The sequence below is a fragment of the Novosphingobium sp. BL-A-41-Hi4B-X5A genome (genome assembly GCF_055521705.1).
In genome coordinates, this window is the sequence record NZ_CM145500.1 from 2,426,340 (window position 1) to 2,443,564 (window position 17,225).

The window sequence follows — 17,225 nt, forward strand, 5'->3', positions numbered from 1 at the left end:
CGCTGTTCAAACATGTCAGGAATACAGCAATGTCAAACACTTCCACGATTGCGAAAGCAGTCGACGCCCGCCGCGCCCACGTCGAGGCGCTCCTCTCCGCTTACCCCGATGTCACGCCGGAAGAGCGGCAGCTCATGGTCAACTGGTTCCGCTCCGAAGCCAGCGCGCTCGATGTTGCGCTCGTCGCCAGCAACCCCGCCGCCGAACGCGGCTACCGCCGCTTCCGCTCTGAAAACGTGGACAAATTCACACTCAAGGACATGGGCTATGCGCTCGGCTTTGCAGTGATAATCGCGCTCGCCGTGCTGCTGATCGCGTGGCGCGCCTTCTAACGAAGCAAGTGACCGGTGCGATCCCGCTTGGTGTCGAGATAGCGCTGGTTGTGGGGGTTGGCGGGGAGCTGGTGTGCCACGCGCTCCGTCACCTCCACTCCAAGTGCCTGCAAAGTCCCCACTTTCTGCGGGTTGTTGGTGAGCAGACGGATCGACCGCACGCCGAGCAGACCAAGCATCCGCGCCGCCACCGGGAAGTCACGAGCCTCGCTCGGCAGGCCAAGGCGCTCGTTGGCATCGACGGTGTCGAAGCCCTGGTCCTGCAGTTCATAGGCGCGCAGTTTGTTGATCAACCCGATGCCGCGGCCTTCCTGCCGCAGGTAGAGCAGCACGCCCCAGCCGCCCGCATTGGCTTCCTCGGCCATGCGGGCCAGCGCGGCATCGAGCTGCGGGCCGCAATCGCATTTGAGGCTGCCGAGAATGTCGCCGGTCAGGCATTCGCTGTGCAGGCGCACCACCGGCTCGCGCTCGCTGGTCTGCGTGCCAATCACCAGCGCGACGTGCTCGCGCAAGTCATCCCGCGCACGAAATGCCACGATTTCAGCATGTTCGCAGGCGTGAACGGGCAGGCGGGCGCGGGCCTGAATGGTGAGGTTCAGCGGGTCCTTGAACGCCACCAGATCGCCGGTCGAAACTTCCGCTGCGATCTCCACGCCGGTCGAGACGAGGAACGCCGGCAGGATTCCGGCCAGCCGCGCCATGTCCATTGCCGCGACGGCGGCGTCATGCGCCTCGATCGGATCGGCCTTGAACGGCCCGCGCAAGGGCGAGCCCAGATCCTGCGCCGGGTCGGCCAGGTTGCGCGCGGAGTTGAGGCTGAACGGCTCAGCGCCATGGATCATCACCGGCGCTTCCGGCACGGCAGCATCGCGCTGGTTGGCGAGCTTGAGCGTCGCGGCGCGGGCGGCGGAGATGAGCAGGCGCGCGGCGTAGATGCCAGGCTGGGCAAAGGCGGTTTCGGCTGGCAGCAGATCGAGCGCGCCATCCGCGCCGGTAACGCGGATCGCCCAGCCATGGCGCAGCGCGTCGAGCGCTCGTGCTGCGTTTCTGCTTTCGCTCACAAATCCAGCTCGGTGATCAGCGGGATGTGGTCCGAAGGCTGCTCCCACTTGCGTGTTTCCTCGACGAAGCGGTGCGAGCGCGTCTGCGCGGCGGCTTGCGGAGAGGCCCACATGTGGTCCAGGCGGCGGCCCTGATCCTTGGCACGCCAGTAGGAGCGGTAGGACCACCACGAGTAATTGCGTTCCGGCGCAGGGATGTGCTTGCGGCCAAGGTCGACCCAGCCGTGGGCATCGGCAAAGCGCTGCAGCGTCTCGACCTCGATCGGCGTATGGCTGACGACCTTGAGCAGCGCCTTGTGGTCGTAGACGTCGCATTCCAGCGGGGCGATGTTGAAATCGCCGGTGATCAGCGTCGGGCGCTCGATCTTCTCGGCCCAGCGGGTCATGCGTTCGAGGAAGTCGAGCTTCTGGCCGAATTTGGGGTTCACCGCGCGGTCGGCCACGTCGCCGCCTGCGGGAATGTAGACGTTCTCGACGATCAGCCCGTTGCCCGGCCCGAGCAGCTCGACGCCGATGTGCCGCGCCTCGCCATTGTCCTGCCAGTCATGCTTGCTGAAATCGCGGAACGGGATGCGGCTGACGGTGGCGACGCCGTGGTAGCCCTTCTGCCCATGGACCGCGCGGTGGGTGTAGCCGAGCTTCTCGAACACCTCGTGCGGGAACAGGTTCTCCGGCGTCTTGATCTCCTGCAGGCACAGTACGTCCGGCGATTCCTGAGTCAAAAATCGCTCAACCTGATCGGCGCGCAAGCGCACCGAATTGATGTTCCATGTGGCAACCGAGATCATGGCGCTGCTTTAGGGTTGCGGGGGGGCGATTGCTAGATGGGATGTGGTGTGCAGTCAAAGCTACCGCAAAGCCATGACAGCAAACACAACTGCGAATACACTGTGAACCGCCGCACTCCAGGTAGCGAAGCCGCGCTTGAAGCTGCCTTTTTCCGATTTGCGCGCGATGATAGCGGCGGCAGCCGCAATAGGCACCGCGATAAGCAACCCAATCAACGCAAACACGCTAGGAGCCGGGAAATCGAGGGCCGCTTGTGCAATTGCATAAGGGACGGCGGCAAGGATCATTGCAGCATGTCCACCAGAATTCCAGCGCATCTCCTGTCTTAGCATAACAGCACTTCTTAAGCTGCCTCCTGCAACCGCCGAACAGCAGGCTGCGCATGCTGTCGCGCGCGCCACAGGTCATAGTTGGCCTGCATCGCCAGCCACGCCCGGGCTGTACTTGCCCCTGCCTGTTCAAGCCGCAGCGCCAGATCAGGGCTGATGCCCGCCTTGCCGTTCAGCACGCGCGAAAGAGCGACGCGCGACAGCGCGAGACGGCTGGCGGCTTCGGTGACGGACAGATTCAGCGCTTCGATCACCTCGTCACGAAGCAGTTCGCCGGGATGGGGAGGGTTGTCCATCATGGTCATGGGCCGCACCCTATACCGTTCGGCGCGTGATTCCACCCCTCCACTACCAGCTTCGCCGGCGGTCCCCCTTGTATCTTGAAAATGGTGCATGATGCGATTGCGGGAGGCTCCGCTAGCGGAGCCTCCCGCCCGTTCGCGAGCCCGTGTCCCCCTTGGTCGTAGCAGCCCGCTGGGGAGCTTGGGCCCGGACGGATCTTCATCAACCCGAACGGTTGCACGGGGCGTTGACCCCGCACACGCAAGGATGGGAACGGAGATATGGCACAGCACGATCAATTTGTCGGTATCGATGTCAGCAAGGCGCGGCTTGATGTCTGTCTGTGGCCGCAGAATGAGGCCTGCGCTTTTGCCAACGACCGGGATGGCTTGCGAGCCTTGATCCGGTGGCTTCGCCGCGTCAGACCCCACGCAGTCGGCTTCGAGGCTTCGGGTGGTTATGAACGCGCTCTGCTGACGGCTCTATGCGAGGCAGACCTGCCCGCTCGACGCGTCAACCCGATGCGCGTGCGCCAGTTCGCCCGCGCTGCCGGGATTCTGGCCAAGAACGACAGGATCGATGCTGCAGCGATCGCGCATTTCTGCGCTGCGCTGCCCCAGCGCGAGGTGGTCCACGATCCTGCCCGCGCCATGCTCGGCGAACTCGTCACGGCACGCCGCCAGCTGTGCGAGGAGCGCACCCGCTGCGCCAACCAGGCCGAGCAGACTGCCAGCGCGCTGCTCAGGCGGATCGCTGCACAGCGGATCAAACGGCTGTCAGCCGAGATCGCGCTGGTTGAAGCAGAGATCGCACGCCTGATCGCGGATCACCCCGAACTTGCCGAGCGCAACGCAATCATGCGCTCGGTGCCAGGCGTCGGGCCGACAACCGCGGCAACGCTCCTCGCGTTCATGCCGGAACTCGGTGCAATGAGCGCCCGACAGGCCGCATCGCTCGTCGGCGTCGCGCCTTTCGATTGCGAAAGCGGGGCCTTCAGGGGCAAGCGACGCATCGCCGGAGGGCGCAAACCTCCCCGCGATGCACTCTATATGGCCGCCCTCGTCGCAAGTCGGCGCAACACCACAATGGCCGTCGCATACCACAATCTGAAAAACGCCGGAAAACCAGCAAAAGTCGCCCTCGTTGCGATCATGCGAAAACTCATCACAGCTCTCAACGCCATGATCCGAAACAAACAGAAATGGGCTGCCACATAGACGGTTGCTCCCCGTTTGTCCTCCGGAAAAACGGGGAGGATTGAGGCGCGATTTTATCGTTCGAGCTTCGTCTCCTGCGTGAGCGAGGATGGTGGTCTTCGAGAACCGGCGCGCAGCGACCTTGATGGTCGTGAGCACCGGAAGCGCAAGAAGGCTGCCGTCCGCAGCCGCGCAGGGGGCGAAGATCGGATGATAAAACAAAACCCTCGGACCGGGGGCATTGGTCCGAGGGTTCCATTTGCGTTCGTCACGCTTGACGCGGCGGTCTCCAGGAGACCGGGCAACAGGGGGGAAACCCGCCTCGACCGCCTCGTCGAAAACCGTTCTACGCCCGCCTCGCTTGCGCCCCGATGAACGGTGTCTGCAGGTTGGTCGCAGCTTGTCGCAGGGGGTGAACGGTTGGGGGGTGAGGTGAAGGCTTGGGGCGATGGGTGGTGTGCGGGGCACGAGTAACCCCTTCAAAAATTCATTCGTCACCCCGGACTTGATCCGGGGTCCCGCTATTTGGCGAACGCTCAGGAAGCGGGATCCCGGGCCAAGCCCGGGATGACGAAGTGAGGGTGGATGTTTCGCTAGATCAGCGCGTCACGGGACGGCGCGGATCGGTCCAGCGGAAGGTGCTGTCGTTCACCGCCACGCCGTACTGATGGCCCGAGAGGCGGACGGTGGTTCGCTTGTTCTGCGAATCGAGGGCGACCCACGAATCGAGCTGCAGGCCACCGGGCGCGCCGGCTTTGCGCACGAAGATCATGGTGATCGTGCCGTATTCAGGATGCTTGGGGTCGCGCACCTGGAGGCTGATCACGCCGGGATCGCCGGTGGGCAACTGCTTGGCAAAGCGCGCCACGTCCTTCTTGGGATCGAGCAGCGCGCCCAGCGGGCTGTTGGAGATCGGCCAGCGCTGAACCTGACGGACTTCGTAGTCGATCATGGTCAGCGCCCGGCCGTCGCCCACGATCAGCAGGGGCACGCCCTTCTGATACTGGAAGCGGATCTTGCCGGGCTGCTTCATCGTCAGCACGCCCGAAACGCTCTGGCCCGAACGATCGGTCTGCGTGAAGTTTGCGCGCAGCGTGGTGATGCCGCGCAGCGCAGAGACCGCGCGATCGATGTCGGAGGCTTGCGCCTGCACCACGGTGGGCGCGAGAAGCATTGCGGGCGTGGCCGCAGCGAAGGCAAGCGAAAGGGCCGCAGCGGAATAGGTTACCGGGCGGCCCATCTTGCGAATCGAGAAGATTGTATTGTTCATCGCCGTTCCTTGCAGTGTCGGCGTTGAACTCGCCGTGAACCGTCCCGGTTCCGAAAATGGCGGGACGGGCTTCACGGGTAAAGCGCAGATGCGCTGATTACTTGATCTTCGCTTCCTTGAACTCGACGTGCTTGCGCACGACCGGGTCGTACTTGCGGAAGGTCATCTTCTCGGTCGTGTTGCGGGGATTCTTCTTGGTCACGTAGAAGAAGCCGGTGTCAGCGGTCGAGACCAGACGGATCTTGACGGTGGTGGGCTTTGCCATGGCTCTATCCTGAACTTTCGCGCGCGAAACTGAAAACGAATGTGGCGGCGCGTTTCCACGCCGCCGTCACAGGGTGGGGCCGTTGGGGGAGAATCAGGGCAAAGTCAAGCGAGGACAGACCGACAGCGAGATTTGCCGGAACGGGCGCTCCATGCTAATGGTTGCATAAGAAACCAGATTGAGAGACGATGACTGCTCCTGCCAGCCTTGCCACGGACTTTGCCAGCCTGCCCGAGATGCCTGACGGCGTCTACACCGCGCCGCTCAAGCGCCCCGCGCGCGTGGGCGAGGACTGGCTTGAGCCGGCACAGCACGCCTACACGGCAGACGAGCACGCCATCTGGGACGAACTCTATGCTCGTCAGATGGAGGTGCTGCCGGGGAGGGCGTGCAGGGCCTTCCTGCAGGGGCTCCAGCGGCTGGACCTCGGCCGGGGTGGTGTACCGGACTTCGGTCGCCTCTCCGAAGAACTTGGCGCGCTGACGGGGTGGAGCGTCGTGCCGGTGCCGATGCTGATCCCCGACCACGTGTTCTTCTGGCACCTCGCCAACCGCCGCTTTCCCGCCGGCAACTTCATCCGCACGCGTGAGACGTTCGATTATATTCAGGAGCCGGACGTCTTCCACGACGTGTTCGGCCATGTGCCGATGCTGACCGACCCGACTTATGCCGACTACATGCAGGAGTACGGTCGCGCCGGGTGGAAGGCGATGCGCTACAACCGGCTCAAGTCGCTTGGCGCGCTCTACTGGTATACCGTGGAATTCGGGCTTGTGATGGAGGACGGTGCGCCCAGGGTCTATGGCGCAGGTATTCTGTCGGGGCCGACAGAGGCGGTATTCGCACTTGAAGGGCAATCGCCCAACCGGATCATGCTGAATGTCGATCGGGTGATGCGGACCGATTACGTAATCGATGATCTGCAGCCGACCTACTTCGTGATCGAAAGCTTTGCGGACCTCTATCACCAGACCGTCGAGCGCGATTTCGATCGGCTCTATCGCGGGCTTGGCGCCGGGTTTACTTATGCCAACACAGCCGTGATCGATATCGACGACGTGTTGCACCGGGGGACGCTGGAATACCACCTGCGCGGGGGCCGGGGATCGGGCGCGACGCCCGTCTGACAGATACGAAAAAGCCCGGCGCCTTCCAGGGTGCGCCGGGCTTCCTCAGGCCGTTAAGGCGGAAAGACTCAGGGTCAGCCCGGGGTCTTGTCCATCGTGTCGGCCTTGTCCTCCATGGCGTCGGCCTTGGCTTCGCCAGCATTGCGGACGGCGTCAGCCTTGGCTTCCATGGCGTCTTCCGAGGCGCCGCCCATGGCGTCAGCCTTGTCTTCCATGGCGTCGGCAGCAGCTTCCGACGATTCACGCACGGCGCCAGCCTGATCTTCGGCGGCGTTTTCCTGCGCGCTGTCGCAAGCCGAAAGGCCAAGGCCCATCGCCACTACAGACGCCATCATCGCGCCCTTGAAAATTGCCTTCATGTCAGTCCCCTTCAGGTATGGAGAAGGCGGCCGGAGCGACCGCCTTCGGGTTGAAAGTCAGAAAATCGCGGTTTAGCGAACCGAACCGCGACGAACGAGGTTCACGATCGCCAGCAGGATCAGGGCGCCGAGGAACGAAACGATCAGCGTGCCGGCCGAAATGCCGTCGGTGATGGAACCGCCGCCAATCAGCGGAGCAAGCAGGAAGCCACCGAGCAGCGCGCCGACGATGCCGACGACGATGTTGAGGAAAATGCCCTGCTGCGCATCGGTGCGCATCACGATGCTGGCAAGCCAGCCAAGAATGCCGCCGACGACGAGAAGAATGATAAGGCCCATGGTAAGTACCCCTTTGAAGTTCAGTTGTCGGTTAAAATCCCGACGACGAACTTGGTTCCGCAAATGCGGCGGGGCGTTATGGGCCTATCGGGGGATCAGCGCGTTCCGAGCCACACGAGTGCGACAGCGCCGGCCACGATGCGGTACCAGGCGAAGGGCTTGAATCCCGAGCGGCTGACATAGGCAACAAAGAAGCGGATCACGGCAAGCGCGACCACGAAGGACACGGCAAAGCCGATGGCGATTTCCGTCCAGCCCACGCCCATCGTCCCGTCCATCAAGGCCTGACGATTGTCGAGCAGTTCAAGCGCGGTTGCGCCGAGCATTGTCGGGATGGCCAGAAAGAAGCTGAATTCGGCAGCCGTGCGCCGTTCGATGCCCATGGCGAGCGCGCCCATGATCGTCGCGCCGGAACGGCTGACGCCGGGCACCATCGCCAGGCACTGCGCGGCACCTACGCCGAGGGCCTGGCGCAGCGGCAGTTCGCCGATGCCGGTCAGTTCGCCTGGCTTCGCGCTGCGTTCGATCAGCAGGATCGCCACCCCGCCCACGATCAGTGCCCAGCACACCACGGCAGGGCTTCCCAGCAGCACGTCGATGTAGTCTTTGAGGGCAAGGCCGAGAATTGCGGACGGAACGAACGCCGCCAGCAGATTGCGCAGGAACCGCAATGACATCGGGTTAAGCTTGAGCAGGCCCATGCCCACGGCCCAGAACGTGCGCCAGTACTGCACCACCACGGCGAGGATCGCGCCCAGCTGGATCACGACATTGAACATCGCCCACTGGTGCGCGTCATAGCCGAACAGCTCGGTGGCGAGGATGAGGTGTCCGGTCGAGGAGACCGGCAGGAACTCGGTGAGGCCCTCGACAATGCCGAGCAGGATGGCGGTGACGATCGTGTCCATGATGTCCCAAGCGATTGCCGCAGCGCAGCATCAAGTCAAGGCGTTAGGCGGCAAGCCCTTCGAACTGCAGGCGGGCGAGCCGCGCATAGAGCCCGTCCGCCGCCGTCAGGCTGGCATGGGTGCCCTGTTCCACGATCCTGCCGGCATCCATGACGACAATGCGGTCGGCCGCGCGGATCGTGGCAAGGCGGTGGGCAATGACCAGCGTGGTGCGGTCCTGCATCAGGCGGTCGAGCGCTTCCTGCACCAGCCGCTCGCTTTCGGCATCGAGCGCGGAGGTCGCTTCATCGAGCAGAAGGATCGGGGAATTGCGCAGCACGGCGCGCGCAATGGCGATGCGCTGGCGCTGGCCGCCCGAAAGGCGGGCGCCGTCCTCGCCAAGGAACGTGTCGAGGCCTTGCGGCAGATCGCGCAGGAACTGCTCGGCATTGGCGGCGCGGGCCGCTTCCCAGATCTGCTCGTCGCTCGCATCCCAGCAGCCATAGCGCAGGTTGTCGCGCGCCGAGGCGGCGAACAGCATTGCGTCCTGCGGCACTAGTGCGGTGCGGGCGCGGATTTCGGCCGGGTCGGCGCTGGTCAGCGGCACGCCGTCAACGCGGATCGTGCCGCCGTGCGGATCGTAGAAGCGCTGGGCGAGGAGGAACAGGGTCGACTTGCCCGCGCCAGAGGGGCCGACGATGGCCACCGTCTCGCCGGGTTCGACCGTCAGCGAGAAGTCTTCCAGCGCGAGGACTTCGGGCCGGGAGGGGTAGCGGAAGGTCACGTTCTGGAACGCGATCTGGCCGCGCGGCGGTACGGGCAGAGCCGTGGGGCGGGCGGGAGGCGAGATTTCCGGCTCCTCGCGCAGCAGTTCGTTGAGCCGTCCGGCGGCTCCCGCGCCGCGCAGCAGATCGCCATAGACTTCCGACAATGCCCCTGCGGCACCGGCGACAAGGCCTGCGGTAATGACGATGGCAAAGATCGTGCCGCCGCTGATCGTGCCCTGGGCAACGCCGACCGCGCCTTCCCACACCAGCATGGTGATCCCGCCGAACACCAGCAGGATGACGATCGCAGTCATCACCGCGCGCAGGCTGATGCGGCGAAGTGCGGTCTGGAAGGTTGCCTCGACGCGCTCGCCGAAGCGCTCGAGTTCACGCTTCTCCTGTCCGAAGGCCTGCACGATCTTCATCGCGCCGAGCACTTCGGCCACGATGACGCCGATGCCCGCCACGCGATCCTGGCTCGACCGGGAAACATTGCGGACGCGCCTCCCGAAGAACACGATCGGGCCGACGACCAGCGGGATGCCGACCATCAGGATCGCCGTCAGTTTTGGCGCCAGATAGAACAGGTAACCAAGGCCGCCGATTGCGGTGATCGTGTTGCGCAACGCGACCGAGACCGTCGTTCCGACGACCTGTTCGATGATCGCGGTGTCCGAGGTCATCCGCGAGGAGATTTCCTTCGGGCTGTTGGTTTCGAAGAAGGACGGCGGCAGGCGCAACAGGTTTTCCTGCACGCGCAGGCGGATGTCGGCAACGACGCGCTCACCCAGCCAGGATACGAAATAGAAGCGGCACGCCGTACCGATCGCCAGCACCAGCACGATCAGCAGCAGATACTGGAACCAGCGCCCCAGGTCATCGACATTGGCGCCGGCGGCAAAGCCCTTGTCGATGATCAGGCGGAAGCCGGATGGAATGGCAAGCGTGGCCGCCGAGGTCGTCAGCAGTGCCAGCGCGGCGAATACCAGTTGGCGGGGATACTTCAGCGCCTCGCGCCAGATCATGCGCAGCGGCCCGAGGGTCTTGGCCTTGGGTGCGGGCTCGGTAGCGGGCGGCGGGTTCCGGGTTTCCTCGTCCATGGCCGCGTGCCTAGCCGATGGCGGGGATTACCGAAAGGGGGCGGTTAGGGAACCCGCAAGATGACCGGATATTTGTTGCGTTGCACAAACGATCGAATCGCGGCAATCTGTATACAAACGACTCCCGCCCATCGGGCAGGCCATAATCAAAAGGTGTTCGCAGTGCTCTACAAGGCTTACGAAATACAGCGCTCGCTGATGAATGCGGGCAGCGCCTGGGCCTCCATGATGGCCGACGCGCTGACCGATCCGCGCAATCCCTGGGCCGGCGTCGGCCCCTCGCAGACCATCGCCAACGCGCTTGACGTGTTCGCGCATGCAGCAGCGCCGCGCGGCAAGCCGGCCTTCGGCCTCAAGGTCATCCACGTCGACGGCACCGCCCACGCCGTGAAGGAAACCACAGTGGTCACGCGTCCGTTCGGTGACCTCAAGATGTTCACCCATGATGGCCTGCCCAAGAACGCGCCGCGCCTGCTGATCGTCGCACCGATGAGCGGGCACTATGCCACGCTGCTGCGCGGCACGGTCGAACGCATGCTCGAGCGCTGCGTTGTCTACATCACTGACTGGGCCGATGCGAAGTATGTGCCGCTTGCCGAAGGTACCTTCGACCTTGATGATTACATCGATTACCTGACCGGCTTCCTCGAACACATCGGCGAAGGTGCGCACATGATGGCGGTGTGCCAGCCGTCGGTCCCGGCCTTTGCCGCGACGGCGATCATGGGCGCCAACAAGCACCCCTGCCGCCCGGTAACCCTGACGATGATGGGCGGGCCGATCGATACCCGCGAGAGCCCGACCGCGGTCAACGACCACGCGATCACCAAGCCCTATGTCTGGTTCAAGCACAATGTGATCACCACCGTGCCGACCAACTATCCGGGCGAGGGGCGCCGCGTCTATCCGGGCTTCGTGCAGCTGGCCAGCTTCATGTCGATGAACCTCGGCAGCCACATGATGAGCCACTACAAGCTGTTCCAGCACATGAACGCCGGGGCCGACGAAAGCGCCGATGCCACCAAGGCGTTCTACGATGAATACCGCGCCGTGTGCGACCTTCCGGCCGAGTTCTACCTGCAGACGGTGGATGTCGTGTTCCAGCGTCACGCCCTGCCCAAGGGCGAGTTCATCCACCGTGGTCAAGCCGTAGACCTTGGCGCAATTACCGACACCGCAATCCTGTGCATCGAGGGCGAGCGTGACGACATTTCCGGCATCGGCCAGACCAAGGCTGCGCTCAAGGTCACGCCGAACCTGCCCGAGGACATGAAGCAGTATCTGCTCGCCCCCGAAGTCGGCCACTACGGCATCTTCAACGGTTCGCGCTGGCGCGCGTCGATCGCCCCGGTGGTCGAACAGTGGATCGGCAAGTTCGAGAAGAAGGCCAAGGGCCGCAAGCTCAGAGTCGTCGCCTGAGGAAAAAGGCGAGGCCGACCGGTGGCACGTCGATCGGCCTCGCTCCCCCCCAAAAACCGCGCCTGCAGGCGCTACCTTCCCCGGTCACGAGGCGAAGGAACCGATTTCTCTGTCGATTCAGGTTGATGGTCGGCCAATAGATATGAGGCTGTTTCCTCGGCGAGAAGGGGGATTGCCGGGGCGGCGCCTGCTGTTGCCCTACCTTCGAATGAAACCTCGGGCGCATTTTCAATGAAGATGCCAGCGGGGAACGCGCGCCACTGCCGAGCCCTATCTCGTTTGACAAGCTGGCCGCAGTGCTTGCAATTGGCAAAAAGGCCCATGCCGCCCGCCCGGGGGTCTGAGGGTCTGACCTTTATTGCCGAGTGATAGTTGAACCGGCACAGCGCATATCGACGCCTGATAGCCGTAAAGATATTCTCAGGCAGCAGTAGTGCTATAAGTTCGACCAGATCGCGCTTCGTCATCTTTCGTGCTCACTCTAATTGTAAAGTTCAATCACGGACTGACCAGCTTCAGATGTCGTCCAATTGGCGGAGATTTTTCTCGTTCCGAAAGGTCTTTCTGATCTGCTAGGAACTTAAGGTATGCGCTGAGAAGAGAAAGCGCGTGGCAATCTGATTTACAGGAATAGGCAGGCAAAGGCGCTTTTTCTGAAAAGTCGATGAATACAAAAATTCCTGAACTGTTGAATGTCATGAGGACTTTAACATTATCAGGTATTAGGGCGATTAAAGCGCTTTCATACAGCCTATCTTTTAAAAGACGTAATGATCTGGATTTCTGCTTTTCCAGATTAATGCCGAACTCGCTCTCTATGACGTATGGAAGAACATCAATTATCCGTGCGGCAACGTCCGGGATTTCAGAGGCGGAAATTTTCTCGCATAAATCTGCGAAATCTCGAACATAATCGACGCCAAATGATATCCTCATTTGGAAGATCCACTATTATTATCTTCGAAAACAAGCGCATATGAGCCTGAACTGGTGTATTCGATCCGCCATCCTTTGCGGAGTTTCGTCCGTATCTTGGATGTCAGCACTCGCAGCGATGAACGGGCAATCGTTTTTACCCCCGTTGCATTGCACAGCGTTGAAATGCTTACATGATTTGGCGATTGCTCAAACAGAAGGCTGCAAATCGCCCGTTCTCGGCGGGTAAGCGGCGCGGTCGTGATGTTAGACTCATCGAAAAAGCATCGATTCTGCGAGTTTTGCGACAGGCGCAGGCCAGCAATTCTATATCGATTGACCAGACTGACTGCGCGCGCCTGTGCCTCGGGGATCGGCATTCTTGGGTCACAAACTTCATCAAACCCAGCGTTTAGGAGTGCCGCCCGTTCGCGTGGGGTGGTTGCCGGCATTATCGCAATCTTGGCTTTTGAATGCAGGAGAGGTCGATAAAGTCGGAGCAATTGCCGCAGTCGCCTCACGTCATTGCCAGTAACCAAAAGAATGTCGAAATCATTGGCTGCAGGACTAATGTCAGCGATGTAGCTTTCCGAAACCGCTGTGGATGTTTGATTCGGAAAGGCCAACTCCATCCAGTTCAGTTGTGGCAAATTGTTGCCGTCACCAAACAGCGCGGCGCGCGCGCGGATGTTTCTGACATTTAGGGTCGCCCAATCGCGCCGAAAAAATGACGATGACCGCTTGAAACTCGTTTCGCGGTCTTGCTGCACAATCGTTTGCATAGCAAACCCGGCGAGAGCCGTAGCTGCGTTGCGCATATCTGTTCCCACTCCAACAGCTCTTCGCACGTAAAAAAGTGTGCCAAGGGCTGGTCCGCCTGCGACCTAACTAAGCAAGGGTGGATAAAGTAACAAGTTGCGCAATAGGTTAATGCAAAAATGACATCTAACTGTGTAGGGTTGCGATATGTATATGATATGATAGGGAAATATTTAAATTTTAACCTTTGCTCGATTGTGGGTAATATTTGGTAAATTGCACAGTAGGTAAATTATTCTTAGAATATCTCGGAAATATACTTTAGTAAGGATTGGTTAATCCTCGTTTAATTCTAATCTATACAGCAATTCACTGTGAGAAGATGCCGTTTCGCTAAGACATAAAAATAAATCCGCGGGGGTATATTTTGATCGCTTTTGATAAAAACGTCCAAAAAGTGGAGACACACGCTATTGCGGAACCATCTCTATCTGTGATTTTGATCACACCTTACCGCTCGCAGCGGGCATAAGTTGTGTGCACTTCGACATGCGCCGTCGCCAAAGGCCACGCCTCAAACTCCCGGTAAAGGGCGTTAATCTTCAAGGACTTGGTTTCCTGCCCAAAAGGACAGGGTGAGGCGAGCTTCGGGCAATCAGACAAAGAACTGCGTGATCCATTCGCACTGCAGCGCGGGCTTGGCCTCGCCCTCGATCTCGATGGTGATTTCCATGGTCTGCTGCCACTGACCGGGGCGCTTCTCGTCCATCTCGAGCAGCTTGAAAACGCCGCGCACGCTCTTGCCGACGCGCACGGGGGCGAGGAAGCGCGTGCGGTTGCCGCCATAGTTGACGCCCATCTTGATATGTTCGGGCCGCGGGCAATCGCTTTCCATGGTCAGCAGCGGAATCAGCGACAGCGTCAGGAACCCGTGGGCGATCGGGCCGCCGAACGGAGTCAGCTTCGCCTTTTCCGGGTCAACGTGGATGAACTGGAAATCGCCGGTTGCCTCGGCAAACTTGTTCACGCGCTCCTGCGTGATCTCGACCCAGTTCGAGGTGCCGACTACCTGGCCGATCCGGGCCTTGATTTCCTCGGGCGGAAGGAATGTCGTCATGGCGATGTGCTCTCCTGCTCATGTCTCTTGGCCGATACAATGGCTGCAAGCCGGACGCGGGGCAAGCGGGTTTAATTGGGTGGTTAAGCGGTGGCCGGGTGCGGTGTCGGCTGGGGCGCGGGCTTGCGGAAAGGTTGCGGCTGTGCCGTCCGTACACGCTTGATATAGGCCCACAATCCGCATTGCAGCCCGACCAGCATGTAGCAGAACGGCTGGAACGCGATGCCGACGAAGGTCGAGCCCACCAGATAGATGACCTGCGCCTGTTGCAACGCTTCGGCCAGCGGTGCGACCCAGCGGAATTCTTCCGAGGTCTCCTTGCGATAGCGTCGTCGCAGGACTTCCATCTGCCACACGCCCAGAAGGTGCAGCGACAGCCATAGCGCCAGACCGGGATAGCCCTGCTCGCCCAGCATCTCGAAGTAGCTCGAATGGTAGGCGCGGCCTTCCTCGACGATCGGCTGGTATTCGAGCGCGGCATTGTTGTCGCCGGCGTAGTCCGCCTTGACGGTGTCGTAGGTCAGCTTGTTCTGGCGATAGGCCTCGAAGCCGCCGCCGAAGGGATGGCGCTTGGCGAACTCGATCGTCCACTTCCACACCGCCACGCGCGTCGAGGCGGATTGATCGGACTGGTGGTTCTTGATCGTGCTCATCCGGTCGGTGAACTCCTTGGGCAGGAGCGGGACTGCGATCAGCGCGCCGGCGGCCATGACCGAGACGATCAGCAGGCGTCGCCTGGCCGTGCGCAGGATCATGGCTGCCAGAACGACGACGCAGACCAGGCCGGTGCGCGCGCCCGTACCGATCGGCATCAGCGCGCAGGCAAAGCACAGCGCCCAGGCAAAGATCTTCACCCGCCAGTCGGGCGGAAAGATCGTGCCATAGCGCGACAGCCACAGCGCCAGAGGGATCACCGCGATGGCCACCGCCGAGATGATCGAGCCTTCGTAAAGGCCGGTATTGTCGTTCACCAGCAGGCGCAATTCGCCATAGCCGCCACCGCCTGCCGCCGTCTTGATCCCGCCACCGATCACGATCACCCCGATCGACAGGGCCAGGATCAGCGTGATGGCCTCGATTCTCAAGCGGGTCCGCAGGGTAAGGGGCAGGAACAGTGCCCACAGCAGTGCCTTCCACACCCAGGCCCACTTCTCCGCAGCTTCCACCGGAAAGTCGGCGGCCTGAGTCGTCAACCCGCAGTAGACCAGCAGGGTCAGCAGCAGGAACTGGCGCAGGGAGATGCGGATACCGTTCTTGTCCTCGGCCACGAACCACGAGAGGAACGCGCAGAGGAACGCGATCAGCGAAACCGGAATGTGGCTGAGGATGCCCCAGCTGACCTTCTGCGGCGCGACGATGTCAATGTAGCTGTAGGCCAGCACAAAGATGAACGGCTTGCGGAAGCCCGCGCCGATGAAGGCGAGCACGCAGGACAGCAGGAACAGGTCAAGCATCGCCACCGCCCGGCGCCTGCTCGCGGCGCTTGCGGAATGGCGTCTTGCGGCTCGGCAGGGATGGGTCGTCGTTGAGATCTTCACGATGCAGCAAGCGCCAGATGGCAATCGCCATCAGCACGTGCGGCAGGATTATCGTGAACTTGTCGATCATTGCAGGCTTGCGCTAGCCGATCGAGGTTGACGCGGCGTTAAGCCTTCCATGGCAGAGCGTTGCCCATGACACGCGTGCTCCACGTTCTCGACCATTCGCTGCCGATGCACAGCGGCTACACCTTCCGCACTCGCGCCATCCTCAAGGCGCAGGCGGCGATGGGGCTGGAAGTGCGCGCGGTGACCGGGCAGCGCCACACTGCGCCCATGCCGAGCGATCCCGAGGTCGTCGATGGCCTGACCTTTTACCGCGCTGGCGGCATTGCGGGCGGCCTTCCGCTGGTGCGCGAATGGTCAGAAGTTGCGACGCTGGCCGAGCGTATCGTCGCCATCGCGCGTGAATGGCGGCCCGACGTGCTTCATGCGCACTCGCCGGCGCTCTGCGGTCTCGCGGCACTGCGCGCCGGGCGCAAGCTCGGCATTCCGGTGGTGTACGAGATTCGCGCGTTCTGGGAGGACGCTGCGGTTGGCAACGGAACGGGGCGCGAAGGCTCGGCCAAATACTGGCTGACGCGCGTGCTGGAGAACGATGTCGTCAGTGGCGCCGACCGCGTCGTGACGATTTGCGAGGGTCTGCGTGCCGATCTTGTCGCGCGCGGCTTTGCGCCGGAAAAGCTGTCGATCATGCCCAACGGCGTCGACCTTGACCTGTTCGGCGAAGCTCTGTCGCGCGATGCCGGGCTGGCAACCGAACTCGGGCTGGGGGAGGGGCCGGTGATCGGCTTCCTCGGCAGCTTCTACCCTTACGAAGGCCTCGACGACCTGATCGCAGCCATGCCGGCCATCGTCGCCCGCGTGCCCGACGCGCGCCTGCTGATGGTGGGCGGCGGCCCTGCCGAAGCGGACTTGCGCGCGCAGGCACAGGCCTCTGCGGTGGCAGATGCGATCCGTTTCGTAGGCCGCGTACCGCATCACGAGGTGGACCGCTACTATTCGCTGGTCGATGTTGTCTGCTATCCGCGCAAGGCGATGCGGCTGACCGATCTCGTTACGCCGCTGAAGCCGCTCGAGGCCATGGCGCAGGGCAAGCTGGTCAGCGCTTCGGACGTCGGCGGACATCGCGAGCTGATCCAGCACGGCAGGACCGGAACCCTGTTCCCGCCTGATGATCCGGCCGGGCTTGCCACGGCGCTTGCCGATCTGCTCGGATCCCGCGCCGGTTGGGACACCCAGCGCGACGTTGCCAGGGCGTTCGTCCGTGATAGCCACGACTGGGCTAGCAACGTCAGGCGTTATCTACCTGTTTACCAAGCCCTGTTACCGAATCACGAACTGCCATCAGTCGCGGCGTAACCCGCGAATCCG

General features: G+C 62.1%; 20 protein-coding genes. 5 read left to right on the forward strand and 15 right to left on the reverse strand.

Annotated features, from left to right (window positions below; all coding sequences use genetic code 11):
* Positions 1–29 precede the first annotated feature (29 nt).
* Entirely contained in the window at positions 30–332 is a 303-nt protein-coding gene (locus tag ACZ1JY_RS11840; protein ID WP_118072572.1) for a hypothetical protein, read from the forward strand.
* On the opposite strand, the gene ribA is transcribed toward ACZ1JY_RS11840, so the two are convergent.
* From ribA to ACZ1JY_RS11860, 4 genes are read right to left on the reverse strand one after another with little or no spacing between them, the layout of a single operon-like run.
* Positions 329–1,393 carry a GTP cyclohydrolase II gene (gene ribA / locus ACZ1JY_RS11845; RefSeq protein WP_465129399.1) on the reverse strand — a complete coding sequence of 355 codons (1,065 nt, stop codon included), beginning with the start codon at positions 1,391–1,393 and terminating at the stop codon, positions 329–331. The genes ACZ1JY_RS11840 and ribA overlap by 4 nt on opposite strands.
* Positions 1,390–2,181, reverse strand: a complete 792-nt coding sequence (locus ACZ1JY_RS11850) for an exodeoxyribonuclease III (protein ID WP_465129400.1) — start codon at positions 2,179–2,181, stop codon at positions 1,390–1,392. The genes ribA and ACZ1JY_RS11850 overlap by 4 nt, the downstream gene beginning before the upstream one ends.
* Before the next feature lie 60 nt (positions 2,182–2,241).
* Positions 2,242–2,469 carry a hypothetical protein gene (locus tag ACZ1JY_RS11855; RefSeq protein ID WP_062343457.1) on the reverse strand — a complete coding sequence of 76 codons (228 nt, stop codon included), beginning with the start codon at positions 2,467–2,469 and terminating at the stop codon, positions 2,242–2,244.
* 56 nt (positions 2,470–2,525) lie between these two features.
* On the reverse strand, positions 2,526–2,816 hold the full coding sequence (locus ACZ1JY_RS11860) for a HigA family addiction module antitoxin (RefSeq protein WP_465129401.1): 291 nt from the start codon (positions 2,814–2,816) through the stop codon (positions 2,526–2,528).
* A 258-nt stretch (positions 2,817–3,074) separates the two neighbouring features.
* Between ACZ1JY_RS11860 and ACZ1JY_RS11865 the strand changes: the two genes are divergently transcribed.
* Positions 3,075–4,010: an IS110 family RNA-guided transposase gene (locus tag ACZ1JY_RS11865; RefSeq protein WP_465129402.1), complete on the forward strand. Its 936-nt coding sequence runs from the start codon at positions 3,075–3,077 to the stop codon at positions 4,008–4,010.
* Positions 4,011–4,587: 577 nt separating this feature from the next.
* Here the strand turns inward: ACZ1JY_RS11865 and ACZ1JY_RS11870 are convergent.
* Together ACZ1JY_RS11870 and rpmG are read right to left on the reverse strand one after the other, a co-directional pair.
* Complete coding sequence (locus ACZ1JY_RS11870) at positions 4,588–5,259, reverse strand: LolA family protein (protein ID WP_465129403.1); 672 nt, start codon at positions 5,257–5,259, stop codon at positions 4,588–4,590.
* Positions 5,260–5,356: 97 nt separating this feature from the next.
* On the reverse strand, positions 5,357–5,524 hold the full coding sequence (rpmG, locus tag ACZ1JY_RS11875) for a 50S ribosomal protein L33 (protein WP_011446825.1): 168 nt from the start codon (positions 5,522–5,524) through the stop codon (positions 5,357–5,359).
* A gap of 236 nt (positions 5,525–5,760) precedes the next feature.
* Here rpmG and phhA point away from each other — a divergent pair, with 236 nt between their 5' ends.
* Positions 5,761–6,651 carry a phenylalanine 4-monooxygenase gene (phhA, locus tag ACZ1JY_RS11880; RefSeq protein WP_465130906.1) on the forward strand — a complete coding sequence of 297 codons (891 nt, stop codon included), beginning with the start codon at positions 5,761–5,763 and terminating at the stop codon, positions 6,649–6,651.
* Between the two features lie 74 nt (positions 6,652–6,725).
* Here the strand turns inward: phhA and ACZ1JY_RS11885 are convergent, their stop codons facing one another.
* The 4 genes from ACZ1JY_RS11885 to ACZ1JY_RS11900 form a co-directional block, all read right to left on the reverse strand.
* Positions 6,726–7,010, reverse strand: coding sequence for a hypothetical protein (locus ACZ1JY_RS11885; RefSeq protein ID WP_370073182.1), 285 nt, complete (start codon positions 7,008–7,010; stop codon positions 6,726–6,728).
* A 72-nt stretch (positions 7,011–7,082) separates the two neighbouring features.
* On the reverse strand, positions 7,083–7,349 hold the full coding sequence (locus ACZ1JY_RS11890) for a GlsB/YeaQ/YmgE family stress response membrane protein (RefSeq protein ID WP_039337201.1): 267 nt from the start codon (positions 7,347–7,349) through the stop codon (positions 7,083–7,085).
* 95 nt (positions 7,350–7,444) lie between these two features.
* Positions 7,445–8,257 carry an undecaprenyl-diphosphate phosphatase gene (locus tag ACZ1JY_RS11895; RefSeq protein WP_465129404.1) on the reverse strand — a complete coding sequence of 271 codons (813 nt, stop codon included), beginning with the start codon at positions 8,255–8,257 and terminating at the stop codon, positions 7,445–7,447.
* A 43-nt stretch (positions 8,258–8,300) separates the two neighbouring features.
* A complete protein-coding gene (locus ACZ1JY_RS11900; protein ID WP_465129405.1) occupies positions 8,301–10,103 on the reverse strand; it encodes an ABC transporter transmembrane domain-containing protein in 1,803 nt (600 codons plus the stop codon).
* A 162-nt stretch (positions 10,104–10,265) separates the two neighbouring features.
* On the opposite strand from ACZ1JY_RS11900, the gene ACZ1JY_RS11905 reads away from it, so the two are divergent.
* Positions 10,266–11,522, forward strand: a complete 1,257-nt coding sequence (locus ACZ1JY_RS11905) for a polyhydroxyalkanoate depolymerase (RefSeq protein WP_465129406.1) — start codon at positions 10,266–10,268, stop codon at positions 11,520–11,522.
* A gap of 498 nt (positions 11,523–12,020) precedes the next feature.
* Here the strand turns inward: ACZ1JY_RS11905 and ACZ1JY_RS11910 are convergent, their stop codons facing one another.
* The 5 genes from ACZ1JY_RS11910 to ACZ1JY_RS11930 form a co-directional block, all read right to left on the reverse strand.
* A complete protein-coding gene (locus tag ACZ1JY_RS11910; protein WP_465129407.1) occupies positions 12,021–12,458 on the reverse strand; it encodes a hypothetical protein in 438 nt (145 codons plus the stop codon).
* Entirely contained in the window at positions 12,455–13,255 is an 801-nt protein-coding gene (locus tag ACZ1JY_RS11915) for a hypothetical protein (protein WP_465129408.1), read from the reverse strand. The genes ACZ1JY_RS11910 and ACZ1JY_RS11915 overlap by 4 nt, the downstream gene beginning before the upstream one ends.
* A gap of 596 nt (positions 13,256–13,851) precedes the next feature.
* Complete coding sequence (locus ACZ1JY_RS11920) at positions 13,852–14,313, reverse strand: MaoC family dehydratase (protein WP_465129409.1); 462 nt, start codon at positions 14,311–14,313, stop codon at positions 13,852–13,854.
* Between the two features lie 83 nt (positions 14,314–14,396).
* On the reverse strand, positions 14,397–15,767 hold the full coding sequence (locus ACZ1JY_RS11925) for a putative O-glycosylation ligase, exosortase A system-associated (protein WP_118074561.1): 1,371 nt from the start codon (positions 15,765–15,767) through the stop codon (positions 14,397–14,399).
* The gene (locus ACZ1JY_RS11930) at positions 15,760–15,921 is read right to left on the reverse strand and encodes a hypothetical protein (RefSeq protein ID WP_162895826.1); all 162 of its coding nucleotides are present in this window, start codon (positions 15,919–15,921) and stop codon (positions 15,760–15,762) included. Before ACZ1JY_RS11930 ends, ACZ1JY_RS11925 begins: the two co-directional genes overlap by 8 nt.
* A gap of 65 nt (positions 15,922–15,986) precedes the next feature.
* On the opposite strand from ACZ1JY_RS11930, the gene ACZ1JY_RS11935 reads away from it, so the two are divergent.
* Entirely contained in the window at positions 15,987–17,213 is a 1,227-nt protein-coding gene (locus tag ACZ1JY_RS11935) for a TIGR04063 family PEP-CTERM/XrtA system glycosyltransferase (RefSeq protein ID WP_465129410.1), read from the forward strand.
* The last annotated feature ends 12 nt before the right edge of the window (positions 17,214–17,225 follow it).